Origin of the sequence: Frigoribacterium sp. PhB24, assembly GCF_003755185.1 — a bacterium.
GTDB lineage: Bacteria > Actinomycetota > Actinomycetes > Actinomycetales > Microbacteriaceae > Frigoribacterium.
In genome coordinates, this window is record NZ_RKIC01000010.1 from 284,922 (window position 1) to 304,835 (window position 19,914).

The following is a 19,914-nucleotide window of genomic DNA, read 5'->3' on the forward strand; positions in this document are numbered from 1 at the left end:
CGTTACCTGATGCAGGCGAACTTGACGTTTGCCGAGGCGGGGTTGTTCCAGTTGACGTTGATGACGCCGCCGAACCCCCGGTACCCCCTTCCGAGGCAGATGCCCGTGAGGTAGGCGATGAAACCGAGACCGAGCACGATGGCGGCCGCGACGGCGACCACGATGACCGGGTTGCGGCTCGTGGCGACCCGATGCACCACGGCGTCGCGTACCTGTGCGGCGGCGACAGTGGCGCGCACCGGTGCCTCGAGAAGAATGTTCGACATGTAGTTCTCCTTGCTCATCTTCGAACCGCCCGTCTGGACGTCAGTGAAGGCTACATAACGCAGAATACTAAACACAACGGCAATGCAGTGATGCTCCACACATCGGGCCAGATGCATGCCCGGTTCTCTAGCGGTCTTGAGGGCCGGATGGGTGCGTCGCGGACCTGACCGACTCGTTCGCGCCCGAGCTCGCCGCGTCGCCCAGCACCTGGCGAGACGTGCGGGTCGAGCGGCCGCGGTGGGGCTCGGCCGAGTTGTTCGACGCCGAGCTGCGGTCGGTGCACCTGGTCGGCGGCAAGATCGACTTCCTCAACCTGCGGGGGGCTCGTCTCACCGACGTCGTGATCGAGGGCTGCACGATCGGCGAGCTCGACCTCGGCGGCGTGCAGGCCCTGCGGGTCGCGCTGGTCGACTGCCGCATCGGCACGCTCGACGTGACCCGCGCCTCCTTGTCGCACACCGACCTCCGCACGAGCGACTTCTCGCGCATCGACGGCTTCGAGGGCCTGCGGGGCGCGACGATCGACGAGCTGCAGCTCGCGACCTTCGCCCCGACGATGGCCGCCCACCTGGGGCTCGTCGTCGGCTGAGCCGTGCCGTGCCGGCGGGTGGGAACCGCAGCACGGGGTGGGCCTTGCGCCACGATGTGGGCACCGCGCCACGAGGCGGGCACAGCACCACGATGTGGGCACAGCGCCACGATGTGGGCACAGCGCCACGATGTGGGCACAGCGCCACGTCATCTCGTGGCGGCGTGCACATCTCGTGGCGTCGTCCGCGTCGCGTCGCGCTACGCCGTCGCCGAACACGACGGCGGCGGCCCGGGCGGCGGTGCTATCGTCGCCGACAGAGCAACGCGCTCCGGGGTCAGTGAAAATCTGAGCCGGCGGTCACAGTCCGCGACCCGTGTCGTCACCGAGAGGTGGGGGCCCGGTTGAACCGGTGGAACTCCGGTACCGACGGTCATAGTCCGGATGAGAGGTGCGCGGGCCCGGTCGTCCGTCCGCGGGCCCCGGGCCGATGCCGACCGTCGCGTCGCGCACCCCCGGAGAGCCCTCGGCACAGCCAGGCAGACCGGAGGACGACATGACCACGCAGGCAGCGAACACGCCCCGTACACGACCCGCGGGGGCGCGACGCCCGCGCGGCACGACGGCCACGGCGGTGCGCTGATGTTCACCGGACTCGTCGAAGAACTCGGACGCGTCGAGCGCGTCGACGACCAGGGCGACAGCGTCCGTCTGACCGTCCGGGGCCCGGCCGTCCTGGCCGACGCCGCGCACGGCGACTCGATCTCGGTCAGCGGCGTCTGCCTGACCGTCGTCGTGCAACAGGGCGACACCTTCACGGCCGACGTGATGCGCCAGACCCTCGCCATGAGCACCGTGGGCTCGTTCGGGGCGGGCACGGCCGTCAACCTCGAGCGCGCCGCGCGGGTCGGCGACCGCCTCGGCGGCCACATCGTGCAGGGCCACGTCGACGGCACGGCCACGGTCGTCGAGATCGAAGAGGGTGACGCCTGGCGTCGGGTCCGGTTCGACCTCGCCGACGACCTCGCGCCCCTGCTCGTCGACAAGGGGTCGGTGACGCTCGACGGCGTGAGCCTCACGGTCAGCGCGATCAGCGACCCCGGCGAGGCACCGGGGTGGTTCGAAGTCAGCCTGATCCCCGAGACGCTCGCCGTGACCACCCTCGGGCGCAAGGCCGTCGGCGACCGGGTCAACGTCGAGACGGACGTGCTCGCCCGTCACGTCCGCCGCATGCTGCGGTTGGACGCGCTCGACGCCGCCGCGACGGGTCGCCCGTGACCGGGGCGGCACCGGCCGAGGAGGCGCGGGTTGACTCGCGCCTCGCTCCGATCGAGCTCGCCCTCGAGCACCTCCGACGGGGTCGGCCGGTCGTGGTGGTCGACGACGAGTCCCGCGAGAACGAGGGCGACGTCGTCCTGTCGGCCGAGCTGGCCTCGTCCGAATGGATCGCCTGGACGGTACGGGTGTCGTCCGGCTTCGTCTGCGCGCCGATGACGAACGAGGTCGCCGACCGACTCGACCTGCCGCCGATGGTCGCCCACAACGAGGACGCCCGCGGCACGGCGTACACGGTGAGCGTCGACGCGGCTGCCGGTGTGACGACGGGCATCAGCGCGTCCGACCGGGCGACGACCCTGCGCACGCTCGCGTCGCCGACCAGCGTGCGCGACGACCTGCACCGCCCCGGGCACGTCCTGCCGCTGCGGGCCCGCGACGGCGGCGTGCGAGAGCGCGACGGCCACACCGAGGCCTCCGTCGACCTCATGAAGGCCGCCGGGCTCCGACCCGTCGCGGTCATCAGCGAGATCGTCGGCGACGACGGCGAGATGATGCGCCTGCGCGAACTGCTCGACTTCGGCGCGCGCGAGGGTGTGCCGGTCGTCACGATCGCCGACCTCGTCGCCTGGTTGGGCGACCGCGACCTCGACGAACCCGACCCCACACCGGTTGCACCGCCCACGGACACCACGACCACCACCACCACCCGCACCCCCGAAGGAGACCCCGCATGAGCGGAGCAGGCGCCCCCACCGAACTCGACGTCGACGGCACCGGAGTCCGCGTGACGATCGTCGCCGGCACCTGGCACGAGACGATCACCGACGGGCTGCTGGCCGGTGCGCTGGCGACCGTCGAGCGTCTCGGCGCCACCGCCACCGTCGTGCGCGTGCCCGGCAGCTTCGAGCTCCCGGTGGTGGCGAAGGCCGCGCTCGAGGCCGGGGCCGACGCCGTCGTCGCGCTCGGCGTCATCATCCGGGGTGGCACGCCGCACTTCGAGTACGTGTCCGATGCCGCGACCTCCGGCCTGTTGCGGGTGACCCTCGACACGGGCAAGCCGGTCGGGTTCGGCGTGCTCACCCTCGACGACGAGCAGCAGGGCCTCGACCGGGCCGGCCTGCCCGGCTCGAAGGAGGACAAGGGTGCCGAGGCGGCACACGCCGCCGTCGCGACGGCCGTGCAGCTGCGCGACATCGCCCGCGCAGGCACCGCCCGGGTCGCCGGCTTCTAGGACCTGCGCGGCGCTGGTCCCTCGACCCGTGCCTCCCCGGGTCCCGGACCGCGCCTCCTGCCGGGCGGCCGGTGTCGCGACGTGCACACCGGGGCAGGGGGCCGAGCGGCTAGGCGAAGACCTCGGACAGGAACGCCTCGAGCTGCTGCCACGAGCGGCGGTCGGCCCGGGCGTCGTACTGCGCACCGTGGTCGGGGGAGTCCGTGCCGGGGACGGCGAAGGCGTGCATGACGCCGCTGTAACTGAGCACCTGCCAGTCGGGGGCCTCGGCGGCGCGCATCTCGTCCTCGAACGCGACGACCGCCTCGTCGGGCACCACCGGGTCGGCCGCACCCGTCATCACCAGCAGAGGGGCGGTCACGGCGCCCTTCTCGGCGGGCATCCCGGTGCCGAGTCCGCCGTGGAACGACACGACGCCGGCGACGTCGACGCCCGCGCGGGCCACCTCGAGGGCGCCCGAGCCGCCGAAGCAGTAGCCCATCACGGCGATCCGCGACGGGTCGACTCCCGGCTCGGCCCGCAGGCGTTCGAGGTTCGCCAGCAGGCGCGAGCGGAACAGGGCGACGTCGCCGTAGTACTTGCCCGCCTCGCCCGCGGCCTCCTGTGGCGACGGGCGGACGCCCTGCCCGTAGACGTCACCGGCGAGCGCCACGTAACCGAGCCGGGCGAGCATCTGGGCGCGCACCTTGACGTGGTCGACGACGCCGAACCAGTCGTGCAGCACGAGCACGCCGGGCACGAGGTCGGACGAGGAGGCGCGGGTCGGTGTCGCGAGGAATCCCTCGAGATCGACGTCGGTCGCCGCGTAGACCACGTCCGACGTCGCGACGCCGCCCGGGTCGGGCACGCTGTTGAGGACGCGCTGCAGGTCGGGGGAGAGTGCGGGAGCGGGTTCGGTCGTGGTCACACGGGGACGCTACTCCCGGCCGGGCGACGGAGCCGCGCAGGCTCAGCCCGGGGCGACGATCCGGGCCACGGCCTGACGCACGACCTCGCACCGACGTTGCTGCGGGCCGGTGTGCAGGTTGGTCGCCTCGGGCGTGACGAACCAGGCGAGGACGACGCCGAAGACCATGGTCAGCAGTTCGTCGGCGTCCCATTCGGACGAGATGTCGCCTGCGGCCTGGGCCGCGTGCACGGAGTCGCGCCTGGCCTCGAGCTGCTTGTGGTCGAGCACGCCGGGGCTCGGCAGGGCCACGCCCTCGATCTGACCCCAGAGCAGCAGCCGGGCGTCGTCTGGATTCGAGGCCAGGTGGTCGTAGAGCGAGCTCGCCCAGGCGGGCAGGTCGTGGGCGTCGAAGGGGACGACGGCGACCCAGCGGCCGATGCTCTCGCCGAGAGCGGCGTCGAACAGGTCGCGTTTGGTCGAGAAGTGGGCGTAGAGCCGCTCTTTGCTCGCCTCGGCGTCCCGGGCGATCGTGTCGACTCGGGCGCCGGCGAGGCCACGGGCCGCGAACTCCGTCCGCGCTGCCTCGAGCAGCCGTTCCCGGGGCGGGGTTGGTCGTCGTGCCATGCCCAGAGCATAGGGGCTCGACCCCACCGGACCGCCCGGTTCGGACCGAGGACTTCGCGTACCGTACCGAACGGTTCGTTTACCGTACCGGCCGGTTCGCGCGACGTCCCGCCGGCACCGTCGGGCGACTCAGAGGGTGCGGGCGTCCACCGACTCGACGCCGGCCGCCGCCGCGACGCCGGCGTTGGTGATGCGTCCGGCGACCGCGTTGACACCGCGGGCCAGCGAGGGGTCGGCGGCGACGGCGTCTCGCCACCCCCGGTCGGCGAGGGCGAGGGCGTAGGGCATGGTCGCGTTGGTCAGGGCCCGGGTGGACGTCTGGGGGACGGCACCCGGCATGTTGGCCACGCAGTAGTAGACGCTGTCATGGACGGCGAAGGTCGGGTCGTCGTGCGTGGTCGCGTGGGAGCCCTCGAAGCAACCGCCCTGGTCGATGGCGATGTCGACGAGCACCGACCCGGGGCGCATCGACGCCACCATGTCGTCGGTGACGAGCTTGGGGGCCTGGGCGCCGGGGATCAGCACCGAGCCGATCACCAGGTCGGCGGCCGCCACCTGCGCGCCGATCTCGTAGGCCGTCGACGCACGGGTCTGCACCCGACCGCCGAACTGCACCTCGAGAGCGCGGAGGCGCGGCAGCGACACGTCGATGACGGTCACGTCGGCGCCGAGGCCGAGGGCGTTCGCCGCGGCGTGTTCGCCGGCGACCCCGCCGCCTATCACGACCACCTTGGCCTTCGGGGTTCCGGGGACACCACCGAGCAGCACACCCGGGCCGCCGATCGGCTTCATGAGGTGGTAGGCGCCGACCATCGTCGAGAGACGGCCCGCGACCTCGCTCATCGGCGAGAGCAGCGGCAGGCTGCGGTCGTCCCGCTGCACCGTCTCGTAGGCGATCGCGGTGGTACCGGAGGACAGGACGGCCTCCGTGCACTCGGGCGACGCCGCGAGGTGCAGGTAGGTGAAGAGCGTCTGGTCCGCCCGCATCAGCGGGTACTCGGCCGCGATCGGTTCCTTGACCTTCATCACCAGGTCGGCCTCGCCCCACACGGTGGCCGCGTCGTCCACCACCGTGGCGCCTGCGGCGACGAACTCGTCGTCCGAGAACCCGGAACCGCGCCCGGCGCCCCTCTGCACGATGACGTCGTGTCCGCGGCGTGAGAACTCGTGGACCCCGGCCGGGGTCGCGGCGACACGGTTCTCGTTGTTCTTGATCTCGGTGGGGATGCCGACGCGCATGGTTCGTCCTCTCGGGAGTGGCCTCGACGACGGGCGGCCGGTGCACGCCTCTGTTCGCCGAACTGACGTCAGTGTGCTGTTTCGTGCCGATGCGTGCCAAGCTTTCCGCACGAGATTCTGTGCGGGCCTGTTCTTGCCGCACGATCGACAGAGAGAGGGCGGCGAGACGTGGCTGCGACGAACGACGTTCGGCTCGACGAGATCGACCGGCAGCTCGTCCGGCTGCTGGTCGCGAACAGCCGCACCCCGAACGCCACGCTGGCCGCGCAGGTGGGGATCGCTCCCTCGACCTGTCTCGCGCGCCTCCGGTCGCTCGTCGAGCGCGGGGTCGTCGCCGGCTTCGGCGCCGACGTCGACCTGGCGGCTCTGGGGCTCGACCTGCAGGCACTCATCAGCGTCACGATCCTCGCGTCGGCCCGGCAGCGCATCGCCGCGTTCTCCGCCGAGATCCGGGCCCTGCCGCAGGTGGTGCAATTGTTCTTCCTGGGTGGGTCGGAGGACTTCATCATCCACCTGGCCGTCCGCGACACGAACGACGTGCGCGAGTTCGTGCTCGACCACTTGTCGGCGCACCCGGCGGTCGCCTCGACCCGCACCAGTCTGGTCTTCGAGCACCACCACCCCGGCCCGACGGTCTGACGGTCCGCCGACGAGGCACCGTCGGGCGGGACGGGCCTAGCGCGTCGCCGCGAGCGTCATGGGCCGGTGCGGGATGCCGTCCTCGAGGAACTCCTCGCCGTCGACCTCGAAGCCGAACCGCGCGTACCAGTCGGTGAGGTGGGCCTGGGCGTCGAGCCTGGTCAGGCGGCCCTCGCACCCGGCGACGGCCGCGCGCATCAAGTCGCCGGCCAACCCGTGTCCTCGCGCGACGGCCGCGGTCGCCACCCGGCCGATGCGACGGTCGTCACCGTCGTGCAGCACCCGGAGCGTCGCCGCGACGCGGCCGTCGTCGTCGGCGAACCAGAGGAGGCGCGTGGTCGGTTCGAGGTCGCGCCCGTCGAGTTCGGGGTAGGGGCAGTCCTGTTCGACGACGAAGACGTCGACCCGCAACCGCAGGATCTCGTACAGGACGACGGGGTCGATCACGGCGACGGACGACCAATGCGGGGTGGTGCTCACGAGGACACGCTACCGACCCCGTGGGCACGGCAGGAGGCGGGGCCCATGCCGGTCACCACGCCTCGCCCAGGGGCATGGACGTGAAGGAGCCGCCGACGGGGGCGTCGGGCGGTTGCACCTGACCCGCGAATCGGTCGGCGAACGCCTCGGCGTCGTCCTCGGGGTGGTAGCCGATGGCCTCACCCGCTGCGAGCGACACCACGCGGCGGGTGTTGCGACTGACGCCCCAGACGACGTGGTGCCCGGTGGGGGCCGTCGTCAGGGTGGCCAAGATCAGCCGGGCCGCGTCGGCCGGCGAGAGCCAGGTGCCGAGGCTGCGGACGTCGTGCGGCTCGACCTCGGCCGTCATGATGCGCGCCGAGACGACGGTCGAGCCGAAGCGGTCGGCGTACAGGCTGCCGACGGCCTCGAGCAGCACCTTGCTGACGCCGTAGAACGAGTCGGGGCGAGGGGCGGGGACGTCGTGGTCGGCGGCACTCGAGCCGGGTTCGAACCCGACGGCGTGCACCGAGCTGGCCGCGAGCAGGCGGCTCACGCCGGCGCGACGGGCGGCCTCGTGCACGACGTACGCGCTCTCGACGTTGAGGTCGCGGATCTCGTGCCACGTGCGCTCGCTGGCGTGGGACGCGAGGTGGACGACCAGGTCGGCCCCGCCGAGCGCCACGGTGAGGGACTCGAGATCGGTCACCCCGACGTGCTCGAACGTCTCGCGTTCTCGGAGGTCGTCCGGTGGCGGGACCACGTCGAGCAGCCGGAGATCGTGGCCGGCCTCGAGCAGAACGGGACGGACCCAGGTCGCGATGCGCCCCGAGCCCCCCGTGATCGCGATGATCGCCATGTGTGTCGCCTCTCGTCGTGGACCGGACAGCCCGTCCTGTCGTCCTGCCCCGATCCTGCCCGCGACCACCGACACCGCGCCCACCGACGCCGCGCCCGGGGCACGCCCCGCGTCCGCCGAACGACCCGCGCGAGGCGTCCCCGCGTCCCCCGGATGCCCCACTCCAGGCTGGCAGGGCTCTGCGGAAGGCCTGGAAGGGCACTCCACGGCCGGGGTCGGTGACGCGTCACCTCCTACCGTGTCGGAAGGCCCGACGACGTGCCCCGACCTCGCCCCCGACCGAAAGGCACACCGTGTCGTCAGCTCTCTCGTCCCTCGGAATCCTCCTGCTGCGCGTCGTCCTCGGGGTCGTCTTCGTCGCCCACGGATGGCAGAAGCTCGCCGTCGACGGCCTCGCCGCGACGCAGGGCGCGTTCGGTGGCATGGGCATCCCGCTCGCCGAGGTCGCCGCCCCGGTCGTGGCCGTCACCGAGCTCGCCGCCGGGGTGGCTCTCGTCGTCGGCTTCGCCACCCGGGTCGCCGCCGCCCTCCTGGCGATCACGGCGGTCGTCGCCCTGGTCGCCGTCCACCTGCCGAACGGCTTCTACTCGACGACGGGCGGCATCGAGTACGTCCTCGTCCTGGCGGTCGCCTCGATAGCGGTCGTGCTGACCGGCCCCGGCCGACTCGCCCTCGACGCGCTCGTCGTCCGCGGCCGTCGTGCCCGTCGCGACGCCCCGGTCCCGCAGCCCGCGACCGTCTGACCGAGGACCCCGCCCGCCCGGTCGACGGGGCCCGGGACGGGTGAACGTGCCGCCCCCACGAGGGTGATTTGCGCCGCTTCGTCCCGTCCCGGTCCTCGATCCGTGGTCGGGTGGATGCCGATGACCCTCGCCAACCACCGCCTCCGTCCCTCGGGTGACCGACCCCGAGCCGGATCGCCCGTCCTCGTCTTCGGGGACGTCCTCGACGACATCATCGTCAGCCCTCGCACCGCCGAGGTCGCCGGGTCCGAGACGGCCGCGACCATCCGGCACCGTGCCGGGGGCTCGGCCGCGAACACGGCGGCGTGGCTCGGGTCGTTGGGTGTCGAGGTGTCGTTCGTCGGGCGCGTGGGCACGGCCGACCTGCAGCGGCACTCCCGACTGCTCGCCGACGCGGGCGTCGTGGCCCGTCTGGCCTACGACGCCCACGACCCGACGGGTACGGTCGTCATCACCGTCGACGGCTCGTCGCGCACCATGTTCACCGATCGGGGGGCAGGTGCCTCGCTGGGGCCCGACGACGTGCCGGACGACCTCGTCGCGGGTGCCGGCCTCGTGCACTTCACCGGCTACACGGTCGCCCAGTCCCGCAGCCCCGTCGCGTTCCGTCGCCTGGTGGGCCGGGCCCGCGAGGCCGGGGCGCTCGTCTCGGTCGCTCCCGGCAGTGGCTCGATCGTCCGGAGGTTCGGGGCGTCGGCGTTCCTCGGGGCGGTCCAGGGGGCCGATCTGTTCTTCCCGTCGGACGAGACCGCACGCGAGCTCACCGGGCTGGACGAGCCGGTCGCGGCGGCGACGGCGCTCGCCGAGCGCTTCGGAGTGGTCGCCCTCGTCACCGACGACGGGGGAGCGATCGTGGCGTCTCGAGACCTGCCGCCGGTCGTCGTCGACAGCGTCACCTCGCGCTGGGTCGATTCGGTCGGTCTGGTCGACGCGTTCTCGGCCGGGTTCATCGCCGTGTGGCCGACGTCGCGCAGCCTGGTGATCGCCGGACGTAGCGGTGCTCGCGCCGCGGCACGGGCCGCCGGCGTGGCCGGGGGGCGGCCGCCCGCCTGACGCCGCCGGGCCCGAGCGACGGCTAGCGAGGACTCTCGGCGCTCACGAGCACGGCCTGCACCCGGGGTGGACGCTCGGGGGTGAGCCTGATCTCGAACCGGACGACGCCCCGTGTGCCGCGTCGTCGCCAGACCAGGTGTGACGGCGCCGTCGACTCGTCGGCCGGCGTCGCGTCACCGGTGTCGTCCCAGCCGCCCACCGAGTCCACGACGGCGGCCCAGGAGGTGCGGCGCCGGTCGAGCGGGAGGTCCAGCTCGACGTTGTCGCTGAACAACCCGTCGGGCACGTCCCCACCGCGGACGACGGCCTCGACCGTGGCACGTGCCGCGGTGGTCTCGGGCCACGGGGCGACGATCACACGGGCGTCGGACCGGTCGGCCATCACGCCGTCGAGGGCGAGCCCGATCGGTTCGGAGACCTTCGAGTAGGTCGCGTTCTCGAACCCGATCGCGCCGAGGCCGGTCGCGGTCTGCCAGCGCATGTGGGCCGAGAACCCGGGGTAGCCTCCGCTGTGCGACACGACGGTGCCGTGGTCGGGGTAGTGCTCGACGAACAGGCCGAACCCGTAGCCGCCGGGGTGCCCGGCGCGGGCGGGGACGAACCGCTGCACCTGCTGCATCTCGCGTCGCGAGGCACGTGACAGGATGCCGTCCAGGTCGCCACGGCCCTCGGGGTCGAACGCCGAGCCGAGCCACCGAGCCCAGCGCGTCAGATCGGTCACGGTGCTGAACAGTCCGCCGATCGGCGAGAACGCGCCCGGTCCCGAGAACGGCAGGGCGTCACCCCCGTCGGAGGCGCGGCGGTGGCCGATCGCGATGCCACCCGCGGCCGGCACGGTCGCCTCGAAGCCCGTGGCCTCGAGTCCGAGGGGCCCGAGGATCGTCGATTCGACGACCTCGCGGTACGGACGCCCGGCGACGGCGGCGATCGCGCGACCCACGAGGGCGAAGCCGAGGTTGGAGTAGGCGAAGGTCGTGCCCGGCACGCTGTCGAAGCTCAACCCGGCCCGCAACAGGGCGTCGAGCTCGTCGTCGGTGAGGGATTCTTGTCGGTCGCCCCACGGATCGTCGGTGGGGAAGCCGGCCGACATGGTCAGGAGCATGCGCAGGGTCGGCGTGGGAGAGTCGGCGGTGGGCAAGGCCACGTCGGCGAACGCCGGCACGAAGTCGCTGATCGGCGCGTCGAGCGACACGAGCCCGGCGTCGCGCTGGGCGAGCAGGGCCGTGGCGGTGAAGCTCTTGGTGCACGAGGCGATGCGGTAGGCCGTGTCGACACCGGGCGCGGTGCCCGGGGCGATCTCGCCGTACGAGCCGTCGTGCGTCATGCCCGTGCGGTCGAAGGTCGCCCAGACCGCGCTCGGCCCCCGCCGCTCGGGTCGGCGGGCGGCGAACACGGCGTCGATGCCCGTGGGCGCGTCGGGGCCGGAGGGGTGGATGGCCGTCGTCACGGGCTGTTCCTCTCGTGGTGCGGGGTCACTCGGTGCGCGTGCTGCGACGCATCGCCTCGTAGGCGTCGAGCGCGGCGCGGCGCGAGGCCTTGAGGTCGACCATGGGCTCGGGGTACGAGTCGTCGTCGACCTCGGGCACCCAACGGCGCACGTAGTCGCGGTGCTTGTCGAACTTGTCGGCCTGCAGCACGGGGTTGAACACCCGGAAGTACGGGGCCGCGTCGGCCCCCGAGCCGGCCGTCCACTGCCAGTTGGCAGGGTTGTTGGCCTCGTCGGCGTCCACGAGGGTGTCCCAGAACCACTGCTCGCCGACCCGCCAGTCGGCCAGCAGGTTCTTCACCAGGAAGCTGGCCGTGACCATGCGCACCCGGTTGTGCATGTACCCGGTCGTCCAGAGTTCCCGCATCCCGGCGTCGACCAGCGGGATGCCGGTCGTGCCGTGCTGCCAGGCCTGGAGTTCTCCCGGCTCGAGCTCGTGCCATGGGAACTCGTCGAACTCGGGTCGGTAGTTCTTGGTGGCGAGGTGCGGGTTCGCGAAGAGGACCGTGTGGTTGAACTCACGCCAGACGAGTTCACGCAGGAAGCCCGAGGCCTGTTCGCGGGCGTCGGGTGCGAGATCGCCGCGCATGCGGTGCCAGACCTGGAACGGACTGACCTCTCCGAAGCGGAGGTGCGGGGAGAGGTGGCTCGTCGCCTCTTGGGCAGGCTCGTCGCGCAGGCCGTAGTCGGCCAGGTGGCCGGTGGCGAAACGTTCGAGGGTGTCGAGCGCAGAGGCCTCGCCGGGGGTCCAGGAGTCCCGCAGCCCGGCCGACCAGTCCGGCGCGGTGGGCAGCAGGGCCCACGAGTCGAGGTCGTCGCTGGCCGGTGCGGCGCGGGGGACGTGGAGTTCGTCCGGGACCGCCTCGGGGTGGCGGGGTTCGGGGCGGTCGAGGCACGCGCGCCAGAACGGCGTGAAGACCTTGAACGGCTGGCCCTGGCCCGTCTGGATCGTCCACGGCTCGAACATCAGGTTGGCCTGGAAGCTGCGGACGTCGAGCCCGCGTTCGCGGAGCGACGACTTGAGGTCGGCGTCGGCGTCACGGGCGGCCAGACCGTATCGGCGGTTCCAGAAGACGGCACCCGCACCGACCTCGTCGACGAGGCGGGGGAGTTCGCGGGCCTGGGGGCCGCGTCGCAGGGTCAGCCGACCACCGACGGCTCGCAACGACTCGCCGAGCGCGGTGAGGCTGTGGTGCAGCCACCACCTCGAGGCACCGCCGAGAGGGCGGATGCCGTCGGTCTCGTCGTCGAGCAGGAACAGGACGACGACCGGTTCACCCCGGTCGACGGCGGCCACGAGCGCGGGGTTGTCGGCGAGGCGCAGGTCGTCGCGCAACCAGACGATCGAGGGCGACGTCATGTGCCCGCTCCGGCCGGCGTGCCCAGGCGCAGCTTCGTGCACAGGTCGGCCAGCGAGGCCAGCTCGTCGTCGTCGAGCGCGCCGCCCACGCGCCGGCGGATCGCCTCGGCGTGACTGACGGCCGTGCGCCGGTAGAGGTCGTAGCCCTCGTCGGTCATGGCCACGATGATGCCTCGCCCGTCGCCGGGGTCGGAGGCCTTCTCGACGATGCCCTTCGAGGCGAGCCGGTCGACGAGACGGCTGATGCTCGGTTGCGTGAGCAACAGGTGCCGGGTCAGATCGCGGATGCGGGCCCGCCGGTCGGGTTGGTTCGACAGGTTGAACAGCACGTCGTACTCGTTGAACGAGATCTCGTTGGTCGGGAAGCACTCGGTCAGTTCGCGCATGACGCTGACCTGGGCCCGGAACAGGGCTTCCCAGGCCCCCACGGCCATCGATGTCTCGCTCATGTCGCACCTCACGTTCGTCGAGGACGAGTCTACGAAAGGCCACCGACGTCGGGCCGACACGGGCGCGCGCCGAGGGGCTCCGGCCGCGTCGCCGGGCACACGACAGAGGGCCGGTCGCCCGATGGCGTCCGGCCCTCTTCCCTTGCACCAGGAGTGTCCTGCAATCACATTCCGCCTCGGCCGCCACAGCAAACGACGTCGGCGAGACACAATCTATAACGGATCGGTAACGGTGGTCCAGGTGCGGGCCTCACGAGTTCCTGGGAACTCGCACAGAGCGAGCCCTGATCCGTCGGAGGCCCGACCCGCCGATCAGAAGACGTCGGGCGACGGCGTCGACGCGTGGCGGATCGAGACGTCCGCATGGCGGTCGAAGCGGTATCCGACGCCGCGTACGGTGCGGACGATGTCCTCGAAGGCTCCGAGCTTGGACCGCAGTCGGCGGACGTGCACGTCGATGGTTCGTTCGTTCGGGACCTCGTCGTCGCCGTCGGCCCAGAGGCCCGAGATGAGCTCGGCTCGCTCGATGGTGCGGCCCTCGCGGAGGACGAGGTACTGCAGCAGCTCGAATTCCTTGTAGGTCAGGGGAGCGACGTCGCCGTCGAGCAGCAGGCGTTTGCGTGAGATGTCGACCACGACGCCGCCGCGGGCGCCGGGTTCGTCGTCCTCGGTGACCTGGCGGCGCTTGGCGAGAGCCGCCGGGTCCTGCAGGGCCAGGCGGACCACCTCGACGTCGCGGCCACCGGCCCCCTCGGGGGCGAGCGCCACGGCGGCGTGCGTCTCGGCGGACGGGGCGATGCGTCCGACCAGCTCCTTGATCTGGGACACCACGTCGCCCAGCGAGGTGCCGTCCGCGGCGGCCTTGAGCTCGTCCAGTCCGACGTACAGGACGAACCCTCGGGCCTCGGTGCCTTCGGGCACGGCGCGGGGTCGCGGTGCCGCGGGGGAGGCGGGGGCCGAGGGGCCCGCCGCCGGGACCGGGGCGGCCGAGCGGGTGGGCGTGATCTCGCGGAGGGGCGTCGGGGCGGCGGAGCGGGCGGGTGAGACGGTGCGGGTGGCGGTGACGGGGCGGTCGAGGATGAGGGACATGACAGGCGGGGTCCTAGCGTGACGGCGGCGGCCCTCCGGGCCGACGGGTCGCCGGGATGCGGAAGGACTGCTCGATGTGTGTCGGTGCTCGATCCCGCCGGCGATGGTGCCGTACGTCACGAGCAGTCGGTGCGATGCACCGTTCGGGATGCGCGTCGAGGGTGGCGACGCGGAGCATCCTGGAGTCGGTGGCTCAGCGACCGGGTGGGGCCGCGAGCTCAGCTGGCGGTGTCAGCAGCTTCGACTCGGCGAGGTGTGTTGCCGGATCAGGCACACATTCGACACATGACAGCGTGCATCGGCATCATCATGCCGGTGCTCCCGAGGGCCTCACGAGAGGTCGGGGCGAGCACACTGTTAGTCATGGGGTCGAGTTTGTTACACCCCGCATCCTGATGTCAAGCGACGTTCGTGATCCGGCACCGTGACCGGTCCTGAGACGCCGGACCGCGCCTCCTGCGGTCGAGGAGGCGCGGTCCGGGTGGTCGGGGGCGACCCGCCTCAGGCGAGCCCGTAGAGGCGGTCGCCGGCGTCGCCGAGCCCGGGGACGATGTAGCCCTGCTCGTCGAGCCTCTCGTCGACGGCGCCGAGCACGACGTGGACGTCGCGGCCCTCCATCGCCTTCTCGACGGCGGCGAGGCCCTCGGGCGCGGCCAGGATGCAGACCGCCGTGACGTCGACGGCGCCGCGGTCGAGCAGGTAGTCGATGGCCGCGATGAGCGAGCCGCCCGTGGCGAGCATCGGATCGAGCACGAAGCACTGGCGGTTCGAGAGGTCGTCGGGCAGGCGCTCGGCGTAGGTCGTCGGCTGCAGGGTCTCTTCGTCGCGCACCATGCCGAGGAAGCCGACCTCGGCGGTCGGGACGAGCTTGGTCATGCCCTCGAGCATGCCGAGGCCGGCACGCAGGATCGGCACCACCAGAGGCCGCGGCTGGCTGATCTCGAGACCGGTGGTCGGGCCGACCGGGGTCTCGATGTCGACGGGGCTGGTGCGGACGTCGCGCGTCGCCTCGTAGGCGAGCAGCGTGACGAGCTCTTCGGTCAGCGCCCGGAAGGTGGGGGAGGGAGTGCTCTTGTCGCGGAGCACGGTCAACTTGTGGGTGATCAGGGGGTGGTCCGCTACGTGCACTCGCATAGGCTCAACGGTAGCGGAGTCGCCCGGTTCCGCGAGCCGTCCCGACCCCGCAGAGGCCCCGTGATCGCCGTCCCCCCCGAGTTCGACGACTGGATGTCGCTCGCCCTCGCCGAGGCGGACGCCTGCCGGGTCTCGGCCGACGTTCCGGTCGGGGCCGTGGTGGTCGACGCCGACGGCGTGGTGATCGCGACGGGCCGCAACGAACGCGAGCTCCGGCAGGACCCGACCGCCCACGCCGAGGTGATCGCCCTGCGGGCCGCCGCCGAGCGCACCGGTGACTGGCACCTCACGGGAACGACCCTCGTGGTCACCCTCGAACCGTGCCCGATGTGCGCCGGGGCCCTGCTCGCCGCGCGGGTCCCGCGGCTCGTCTACGGCGCCTGGGACGACAAGGCAGGAGGCGCGGGCAGCGTCTACGACATCGTCCGCGACCGCAGGCTCCCGCACCGCGCCGAGGTCTACGCCGGCGTGCGCGAGGCGGAGTGCCGCAGCCGGCTCGACGCCTTCTTCGCCGAGCGGCGCTGAGGCGGGCGACCCGAGGTGGCCGGCCCGCGCCTCCTCGGGGTCAGTCGGCGGCGCGGATGACGATCGCGTCGGTCGGCGGGTCGACCTGACCGGGCTTCACCCAGACGTCGGGCTCGACGTAGATGACGCGCGCGATCGGCACCGCCTCGCGGATGCGTGACTCGACCGCGTTGATCGCGCTCGCGACGTCGGCCAGCACCGTGCGGCCGGGCATCGCGACCTTGACGCCGACGAGCAGCTCGTCGGGGCCGAGGTAGAGGGTCTTCATGTGGATGATCGACTCGACCTCGGGTCCGCCGGTGATCGCCTCGCGGATCTTCCGCACGTCGTCGGCCGAGGCTCCCTCGCCGACGAGCAGGCTCTTGGTCTCGATGCCGAGGATCACGGCCACCGCGACGAGCAGCACGCCGATGGCGATCGTGCCGATCGCGTCGTAGACCCCGTCGCCGGTGATCCAGGTGAGCACGACGCCGATCATCGCGAACGACAGGCCGAGCAGGGCCGCGGCGTCCTCGAGCAGCACCACCGGCAGCTCGGGAGCCTTCGCCCGCCGGATGAACGACGCCCAGCTCTGCTGGCCCTTGCTCGGACGGGACTCGCGGATCGCGGTCCGCAGCGAGAAGCCCTCGAGTGCGAGCGAGATCGCGAGCACGAGCACCGGCAGCCAGGGCACCTCGAGCGGGTGAGGCTCGCGCAGCTTCTCGACGCCTTCGTAGAGCGAGAAGACGCCGCCGACGCTGAACAGGATGATCGAGACGACGAAGGCGTAGACGTAGCGCTCGCGCCCGTGACCGAAGGGATGCTCGGCGTCGGCGGCCTTCTTGGCCTTGCGGCCGCCGAGCAACAGCAGCAGCTGGTTGCCCGAGTCGGCCAGCGAGTGGACGCCCTCGGCGAGCATCGACGACGACCCCGAGAAGGCCCAGGCGATGAACTTCGTCACCGCGATGCCCAGGTTCGCGCTGAGTGCGGCGATGATCGCCTTGTTGCCGCCGTGACTGCTCATCGGTTCGATCCCCTCGTGTGGTCCTGGTCGATCCTAGGATGGCGGGATGGTCACCACCCTCCCCACCACAGCGATTCTCGGAGCCGGCTCGATGGGCGGTGCGATCCTGCAGGGCCTGCTGCGCCCAGAAGTGTCCGTCGAGGGCGGCGTGCGGGTGACGAACCGCACCGAGGTCAAGGCCCGCGCGCTGCGGCACGGCGCCGTCACCTCGCTCGCGACCGAGACCGACCCGAGTGCCAACTCCTCGGCCGTCGTCGGTGCGCGGTTGGTGCTGATCGGCGTCAAGCCGCACATGGTGGTCGACCTCCTCCACGAGATCGGCCCCGTGCTGGACGCCGGCGCCGTCGTGGTGAGCCTCGCGGCCGGCGTCACGACCGCCACGATGGAGGCCGCCCTGCCCGACTCCGTCTCGGTGCTGCGGTCGATGCCGAACACTCCGTCGCACGTCGGGCTCGGCGTCACCGGGCTCAGCGCCGGGTCACGGTCGACCGACGCCGACCTCGCGCTCGCCCGCTCGCTCTTCGCCGTCGTCGGCGACGTCGTGGTCGTCCCCGAGTCACAGATCGACGCGCTCAGCACCATCTCGGGTTCGGGCCCCGCGTACGTCTTCTTCCTGATCGAGCAACTGCAGGAGGCGGCGGTCGCGTTGGGCTTCACCCGCGCGCAGGCCGCGACCATGGTCCAGGGCACGTTCCGCGGCGCGAGCGAGCTGCTCGCCGCGAGCGACGTCCTGCCGGCCGACACCGCGCCGGCCGAGCTGCGTCGCCGCGTCACGAGCCCCGGCGGGACGACCGAACGCGCCGTCGCCGAACTCGCGCAGGGCGGCCTCGTCGACCTCTTCGAGCGGGCGACCCAGGCCGCCCTCGCCCGCAACCGCGAGATCGCCGAAGGCCGCTGACCTGCGCTCAGCCCTCGAGGGCTGCGAAGCGCTCGATCGCGCGGCTGTCGCCCGACACGATGATCAGGTCGTGGTTGCTGATGACCGTCTCGGGCGTGGCCTCGACGAACGCGCCTCCGGGGCTCTTGACGCCGACGATCGTGATGCCGTACTTCGTGCGGATGTTCGACGCCGCCAGCGAGGCTCCGCGCACGGGCTTCGGCGGGTACATCTTGACGATGGCGAAGGCGTCGTCGAACTCGATGTAGTCGAGCATGCGGCCCGAGACGAGGTGCGCCACGCGCTCGCCGGCCTCGCGCTCGGGGTAGATCACGTGGTTGGCGCCGATGCGCGCGAGGATCTTGCCGTGCGACTGGCTGATCGCCTTCGCCCAGATCTGGGGCACCTTGAGGTCGACGAGGTTCGCGGTGATCAACACGCTCGCCTCGATCGACGAACCGACGGCGACGACCGCGATCGAGAAGTCCTGCGCGCCGATCTGTTTGAGGGCGTCGATGCTGCGCGCGTCGGCCTGCACCGCGTGCGTCACGCGGTCGGCCCACTTCTGCACGAGGCCGGCGTCGGTGTCGACGGCCAGGACGTCGCGATCCTGTCGCTCGAGTTGCCCGGCGGTCGCGGCACCGAAGCGGCCGAGGCCGATGACGAGCACCGGGGCGTCGTGCTTGATCTTGTCAACCAACGATCGGTCGCTCCTCGGCTCTCGTGAACAACTGGCGTCGCTGGCTGGCGGCCAGGGCGACGGAGAGTGTCACTGTACCAACGCGGCCCATCCACATCGTGACCGCCAGGATGTACTTCGCCGAGTCGGGGAGGCGTTCGGTGAGGCCCGTGCTGAGGCCCGAGGTGGCGAACGCCGAGATGGACTCGAACAGCACGTGGTCGAGGGGCTCCTTCGTGATGTGCATGATCAGGATGCTCGACACGGCGACGATCGTGGCGCCCCAGAGGACGACGCTGACGGCCAGGCGCAGGACGTCGCTGGGGATGCGGCGGCCGAAGGCCTCCATCGACCGCTGACCTCGGGCCTCGGCGAACGCCGCGAGGAACAGCACGGCGAGCGTCGTCACCTTGATGCCGCCGGCCGTCGAGGCGGAGCCGCCGCCGATGAACATGAGCATGTCGGTGACGAGCAGCGACGACCCGTTCAGGTCGGAGATCTGGATCGTCGAGAAGCCGCCGGATCGCGTCATCATGCTGAGGAAGAGCGACTGGAACACCGTCGGGCCGGCCTCGATGCCGCCGAACGTCTTCGGGTTGTCGAACTCGAGGATGATGTAGAGCACCATGCCGAACACGATCAGGATCGCCGTCGTCAGCAGGGTCAGCTTGACGTGCACGGACCATCTACGGGGGTTGCGCGGGTTGCGGGCCAGGGCGTAGATCACCGGGAACCCGATGCTGCCGAGGAACACCCCGACCATGATCAGGCTGAGGAACCAGTAATCGTTCTCGAACGCCGCCAGACCCTCGGCGTTCGGCGTGAACCCCGTGTTGGTGAATGCCATCGCCGAGTAGTAGAAGCTGTCGAGCACGGCGTCGTCGACGGGGATGCCGTCGATCAGCATGCGCGGGATCATCAGCAGCGCGATCGCGAGCTGGATGACGAACGAGCTGAGCGCCACCGTCGTCAGCAGGCCGCCGATCTCGCCGAGCCGCACCGCCTGCCCCTCGGGCACCGGGCCGGCGTGCACGCGCAGCGGGTTCTGGTCGCCCGCCGCCATGAGTCGTGCCCGCAGGCCGAGCTTGCGCGAGACGACGAGGCCCATGATCGAGGCGAGGGTGAGCACACCGATGGCGCCGATCTGCACGCCGACGAAGATCACGACGTGCCCGAACACGGACCAATGGGTGGCCATGTCGACGGTCGCGAGTCCGGTCACGCAGATGACCGAGACGGCGGTGAAGACGGAGTCGGCCAGAGGAGTGATCGTCCGGTCCGCGGACGAGATCGGCAGCGAGAACAGCAGCGTGAAGACGACGATCAGCCCGGTGAAGATCAGGATGGCGAAGCGCGCGGGCGACTTGCGACCGATGTCGTCGATCGCGTCGCTGAGTCTGCGCCAGGGCGAGCGGCCGGGGTCCGAGGGGCGGCGTCGACCGGCGACGGGGGCGCGAGTCACGCCGGTCATGCTATCCCGGCGGACAGCCCGGCCGCGCTCG

22 protein-coding genes, 1 pseudogene and 1 riboswitch are annotated in these 19,914 nt (G+C 71.8%); of the genes and pseudogenes, 9 read left to right on the top strand and 14 right to left on the bottom strand.

Features of this window, described 5'->3' with window-relative positions; all coding sequences use genetic code 11:
- Positions 1–2: 2 nt before the first annotated feature.
- A complete protein-coding gene (locus tag EDF50_RS06115) occupies positions 3–284 on the bottom strand; it encodes a hypothetical protein (RefSeq protein ID WP_123518683.1) in 282 nt (93 codons plus the stop codon).
- Positions 285–484: 200 nt separating this feature from the next.
- Between EDF50_RS06115 and EDF50_RS06120 the strand changes: the two genes are divergently transcribed.
- The 4 genes and pseudogenes from EDF50_RS06120 to ribH all read left to right on the top strand — a co-directional run bounded on the left by EDF50_RS06120 (position 485) and on the right by ribH (position 3,305).
- Positions 485–856, top strand: a complete 372-nt coding sequence (locus tag EDF50_RS06120; protein ID WP_123518684.1) for a pentapeptide repeat-containing protein — start codon at positions 485–487, stop codon at positions 854–856.
- A gap of 263 nt (positions 857–1,119) precedes the next feature.
- A riboswitch (FMN riboswitch) is annotated at positions 1,120–1,256 on the top strand.
- Between the two features lie 182 nt (positions 1,257–1,438).
- On the top strand, positions 1,439–2,074 hold the full coding sequence (locus EDF50_RS06125) for a riboflavin synthase (protein ID WP_123518685.1): 636 nt from the start codon (positions 1,439–1,441) through the stop codon (positions 2,072–2,074).
- A gap of 50 nt (positions 2,075–2,124) precedes the next feature.
- Positions 2,125–2,745: pseudogene (gene ribB, locus EDF50_RS06130) on the top strand (3,4-dihydroxy-2-butanone-4-phosphate synthase); the annotation flags it as partial.
- A 59-nt stretch (positions 2,746–2,804) separates the two neighbouring features.
- Entirely contained in the window at positions 2,805–3,305 is a 501-nt protein-coding gene (ribH, locus tag EDF50_RS06135) for a 6,7-dimethyl-8-ribityllumazine synthase (protein WP_123518686.1), read from the top strand.
- 109 nt (positions 3,306–3,414) lie between these two features.
- On the opposite strand, the gene EDF50_RS06140 is transcribed toward ribH, so the two are convergent.
- The 3 genes from EDF50_RS06140 to ald all read right to left on the bottom strand — a co-directional run bounded on the left by EDF50_RS06140 (position 3,415) and on the right by ald (position 6,057).
- A complete protein-coding gene (locus EDF50_RS06140; RefSeq protein ID WP_123518687.1) occupies positions 3,415–4,212 on the bottom strand; it encodes a dienelactone hydrolase family protein in 798 nt (265 codons plus the stop codon).
- 42 nt (positions 4,213–4,254) lie between these two features.
- Positions 4,255–4,818 (bottom strand): TetR family transcriptional regulator, encoded by a 564-nt coding sequence (locus tag EDF50_RS06145; RefSeq protein ID WP_123518688.1) that lies wholly within the window; start codon positions 4,816–4,818, stop codon positions 4,255–4,257.
- Positions 4,819–4,947: 129 nt separating this feature from the next.
- A complete protein-coding gene (ald, locus tag EDF50_RS06150; protein ID WP_123518689.1) occupies positions 4,948–6,057 on the bottom strand; it encodes an alanine dehydrogenase in 1,110 nt (369 codons plus the stop codon).
- A 168-nt stretch (positions 6,058–6,225) separates the two neighbouring features.
- Between ald and EDF50_RS06155 the strand changes: the two genes are divergently transcribed.
- Entirely contained in the window at positions 6,226–6,696 is a 471-nt protein-coding gene (locus EDF50_RS06155; RefSeq protein ID WP_123518690.1) for an Lrp/AsnC family transcriptional regulator, read from the top strand.
- A gap of 36 nt (positions 6,697–6,732) precedes the next feature.
- Here the strand turns inward: EDF50_RS06155 and EDF50_RS06160 are convergent, their stop codons facing one another.
- Together EDF50_RS06160 and EDF50_RS06165 are read right to left on the bottom strand one after the other, a co-directional pair.
- Positions 6,733–7,176, bottom strand: coding sequence for a GNAT family N-acetyltransferase (locus tag EDF50_RS06160; protein WP_123518691.1), 444 nt, complete (start codon positions 7,174–7,176; stop codon positions 6,733–6,735).
- Between the two features lie 52 nt (positions 7,177–7,228).
- The gene (locus EDF50_RS06165) at positions 7,229–8,014 is read right to left on the bottom strand and encodes an NAD(P)-dependent oxidoreductase (RefSeq protein ID WP_123518692.1); all 786 of its coding nucleotides are present in this window, start codon (positions 8,012–8,014) and stop codon (positions 7,229–7,231) included.
- Positions 8,015–8,307: 293 nt separating this feature from the next.
- On the opposite strand from EDF50_RS06165, the gene EDF50_RS06170 reads away from it, so the two are divergent.
- Both EDF50_RS06170 and EDF50_RS06175 read left to right on the top strand, forming a co-directional pair.
- Positions 8,308–8,757, top strand: a complete 450-nt coding sequence (locus EDF50_RS06170; RefSeq protein ID WP_123518693.1) for a DoxX family protein — start codon at positions 8,308–8,310, stop codon at positions 8,755–8,757.
- A gap of 120 nt (positions 8,758–8,877) precedes the next feature.
- Entirely contained in the window at positions 8,878–9,810 is a 933-nt protein-coding gene (locus EDF50_RS06175) for a carbohydrate kinase family protein (protein WP_158612648.1), read from the top strand.
- A gap of 22 nt (positions 9,811–9,832) precedes the next feature.
- Here the strand turns inward: EDF50_RS06175 and EDF50_RS06180 are convergent, their stop codons facing one another.
- From EDF50_RS06180 to upp, 5 genes are all read right to left on the bottom strand, one after another.
- Positions 9,833–11,257, bottom strand: a complete 1,425-nt coding sequence (locus EDF50_RS06180; protein ID WP_123518695.1) for a serine hydrolase — start codon at positions 11,255–11,257, stop codon at positions 9,833–9,835.
- A gap of 25 nt (positions 11,258–11,282) precedes the next feature.
- A complete protein-coding gene (locus tag EDF50_RS06185; protein ID WP_123518696.1) occupies positions 11,283–12,656 on the bottom strand; it encodes a deoxyribodipyrimidine photo-lyase in 1,374 nt (457 codons plus the stop codon).
- The gene (locus tag EDF50_RS06190) at positions 12,653–13,105 is read right to left on the bottom strand and encodes a MarR family winged helix-turn-helix transcriptional regulator (RefSeq protein ID WP_123518697.1); all 453 of its coding nucleotides are present in this window, start codon (positions 13,103–13,105) and stop codon (positions 12,653–12,655) included. The genes EDF50_RS06185 and EDF50_RS06190 overlap by 4 nt, the downstream gene beginning before the upstream one ends.
- A gap of 312 nt (positions 13,106–13,417) precedes the next feature.
- On the bottom strand, positions 13,418–14,194 hold the full coding sequence (locus EDF50_RS06195) for a winged helix-turn-helix domain-containing protein (protein WP_123518698.1): 777 nt from the start codon (positions 14,192–14,194) through the stop codon (positions 13,418–13,420).
- Positions 14,195–14,695: 501 nt separating this feature from the next.
- The gene (gene upp, locus EDF50_RS06200) at positions 14,696–15,328 is read right to left on the bottom strand and encodes a uracil phosphoribosyltransferase (RefSeq protein WP_123518699.1); all 633 of its coding nucleotides are present in this window, start codon (positions 15,326–15,328) and stop codon (positions 14,696–14,698) included.
- A gap of 93 nt (positions 15,329–15,421) precedes the next feature.
- Here upp and EDF50_RS06205 point away from each other — a divergent pair, with 93 nt between their 5' ends.
- Positions 15,422–15,853: a nucleoside deaminase gene (locus EDF50_RS06205; RefSeq protein WP_123518978.1), complete on the top strand. Its 432-nt coding sequence runs from the start codon at positions 15,422–15,424 to the stop codon at positions 15,851–15,853.
- A 40-nt stretch (positions 15,854–15,893) separates the two neighbouring features.
- On the opposite strand, the gene EDF50_RS06210 is transcribed toward EDF50_RS06205, so the two are convergent.
- Positions 15,894–16,856 (bottom strand): cation diffusion facilitator family transporter, encoded by a 963-nt coding sequence (locus EDF50_RS06210; protein WP_123518700.1) that lies wholly within the window; start codon positions 16,854–16,856, stop codon positions 15,894–15,896.
- A 46-nt stretch (positions 16,857–16,902) separates the two neighbouring features.
- Between EDF50_RS06210 and proC the strand changes: the two genes are divergently transcribed.
- Entirely contained in the window at positions 16,903–17,754 is an 852-nt protein-coding gene (gene proC, locus EDF50_RS06215; protein WP_123518701.1) for a pyrroline-5-carboxylate reductase, read from the top strand.
- 7 nt (positions 17,755–17,761) lie between these two features.
- Here the strand turns inward: proC and EDF50_RS06220 are convergent, their stop codons facing one another.
- Together EDF50_RS06220 and EDF50_RS06225 are read right to left on the bottom strand one after the other, a co-directional pair.
- Positions 17,762–18,433, bottom strand: coding sequence for a TrkA family potassium uptake protein (locus EDF50_RS06220; RefSeq protein ID WP_056257882.1), 672 nt, complete (start codon positions 18,431–18,433; stop codon positions 17,762–17,764).
- The gene (locus tag EDF50_RS06225) at positions 18,426–19,883 is read right to left on the bottom strand and encodes a TrkH family potassium uptake protein (RefSeq protein ID WP_123518702.1); all 1,458 of its coding nucleotides are present in this window, start codon (positions 19,881–19,883) and stop codon (positions 18,426–18,428) included. Before EDF50_RS06225 ends, EDF50_RS06220 begins: the two co-directional genes overlap by 8 nt.
- Positions 19,884–19,914: the final 31 nt, after the last annotated feature.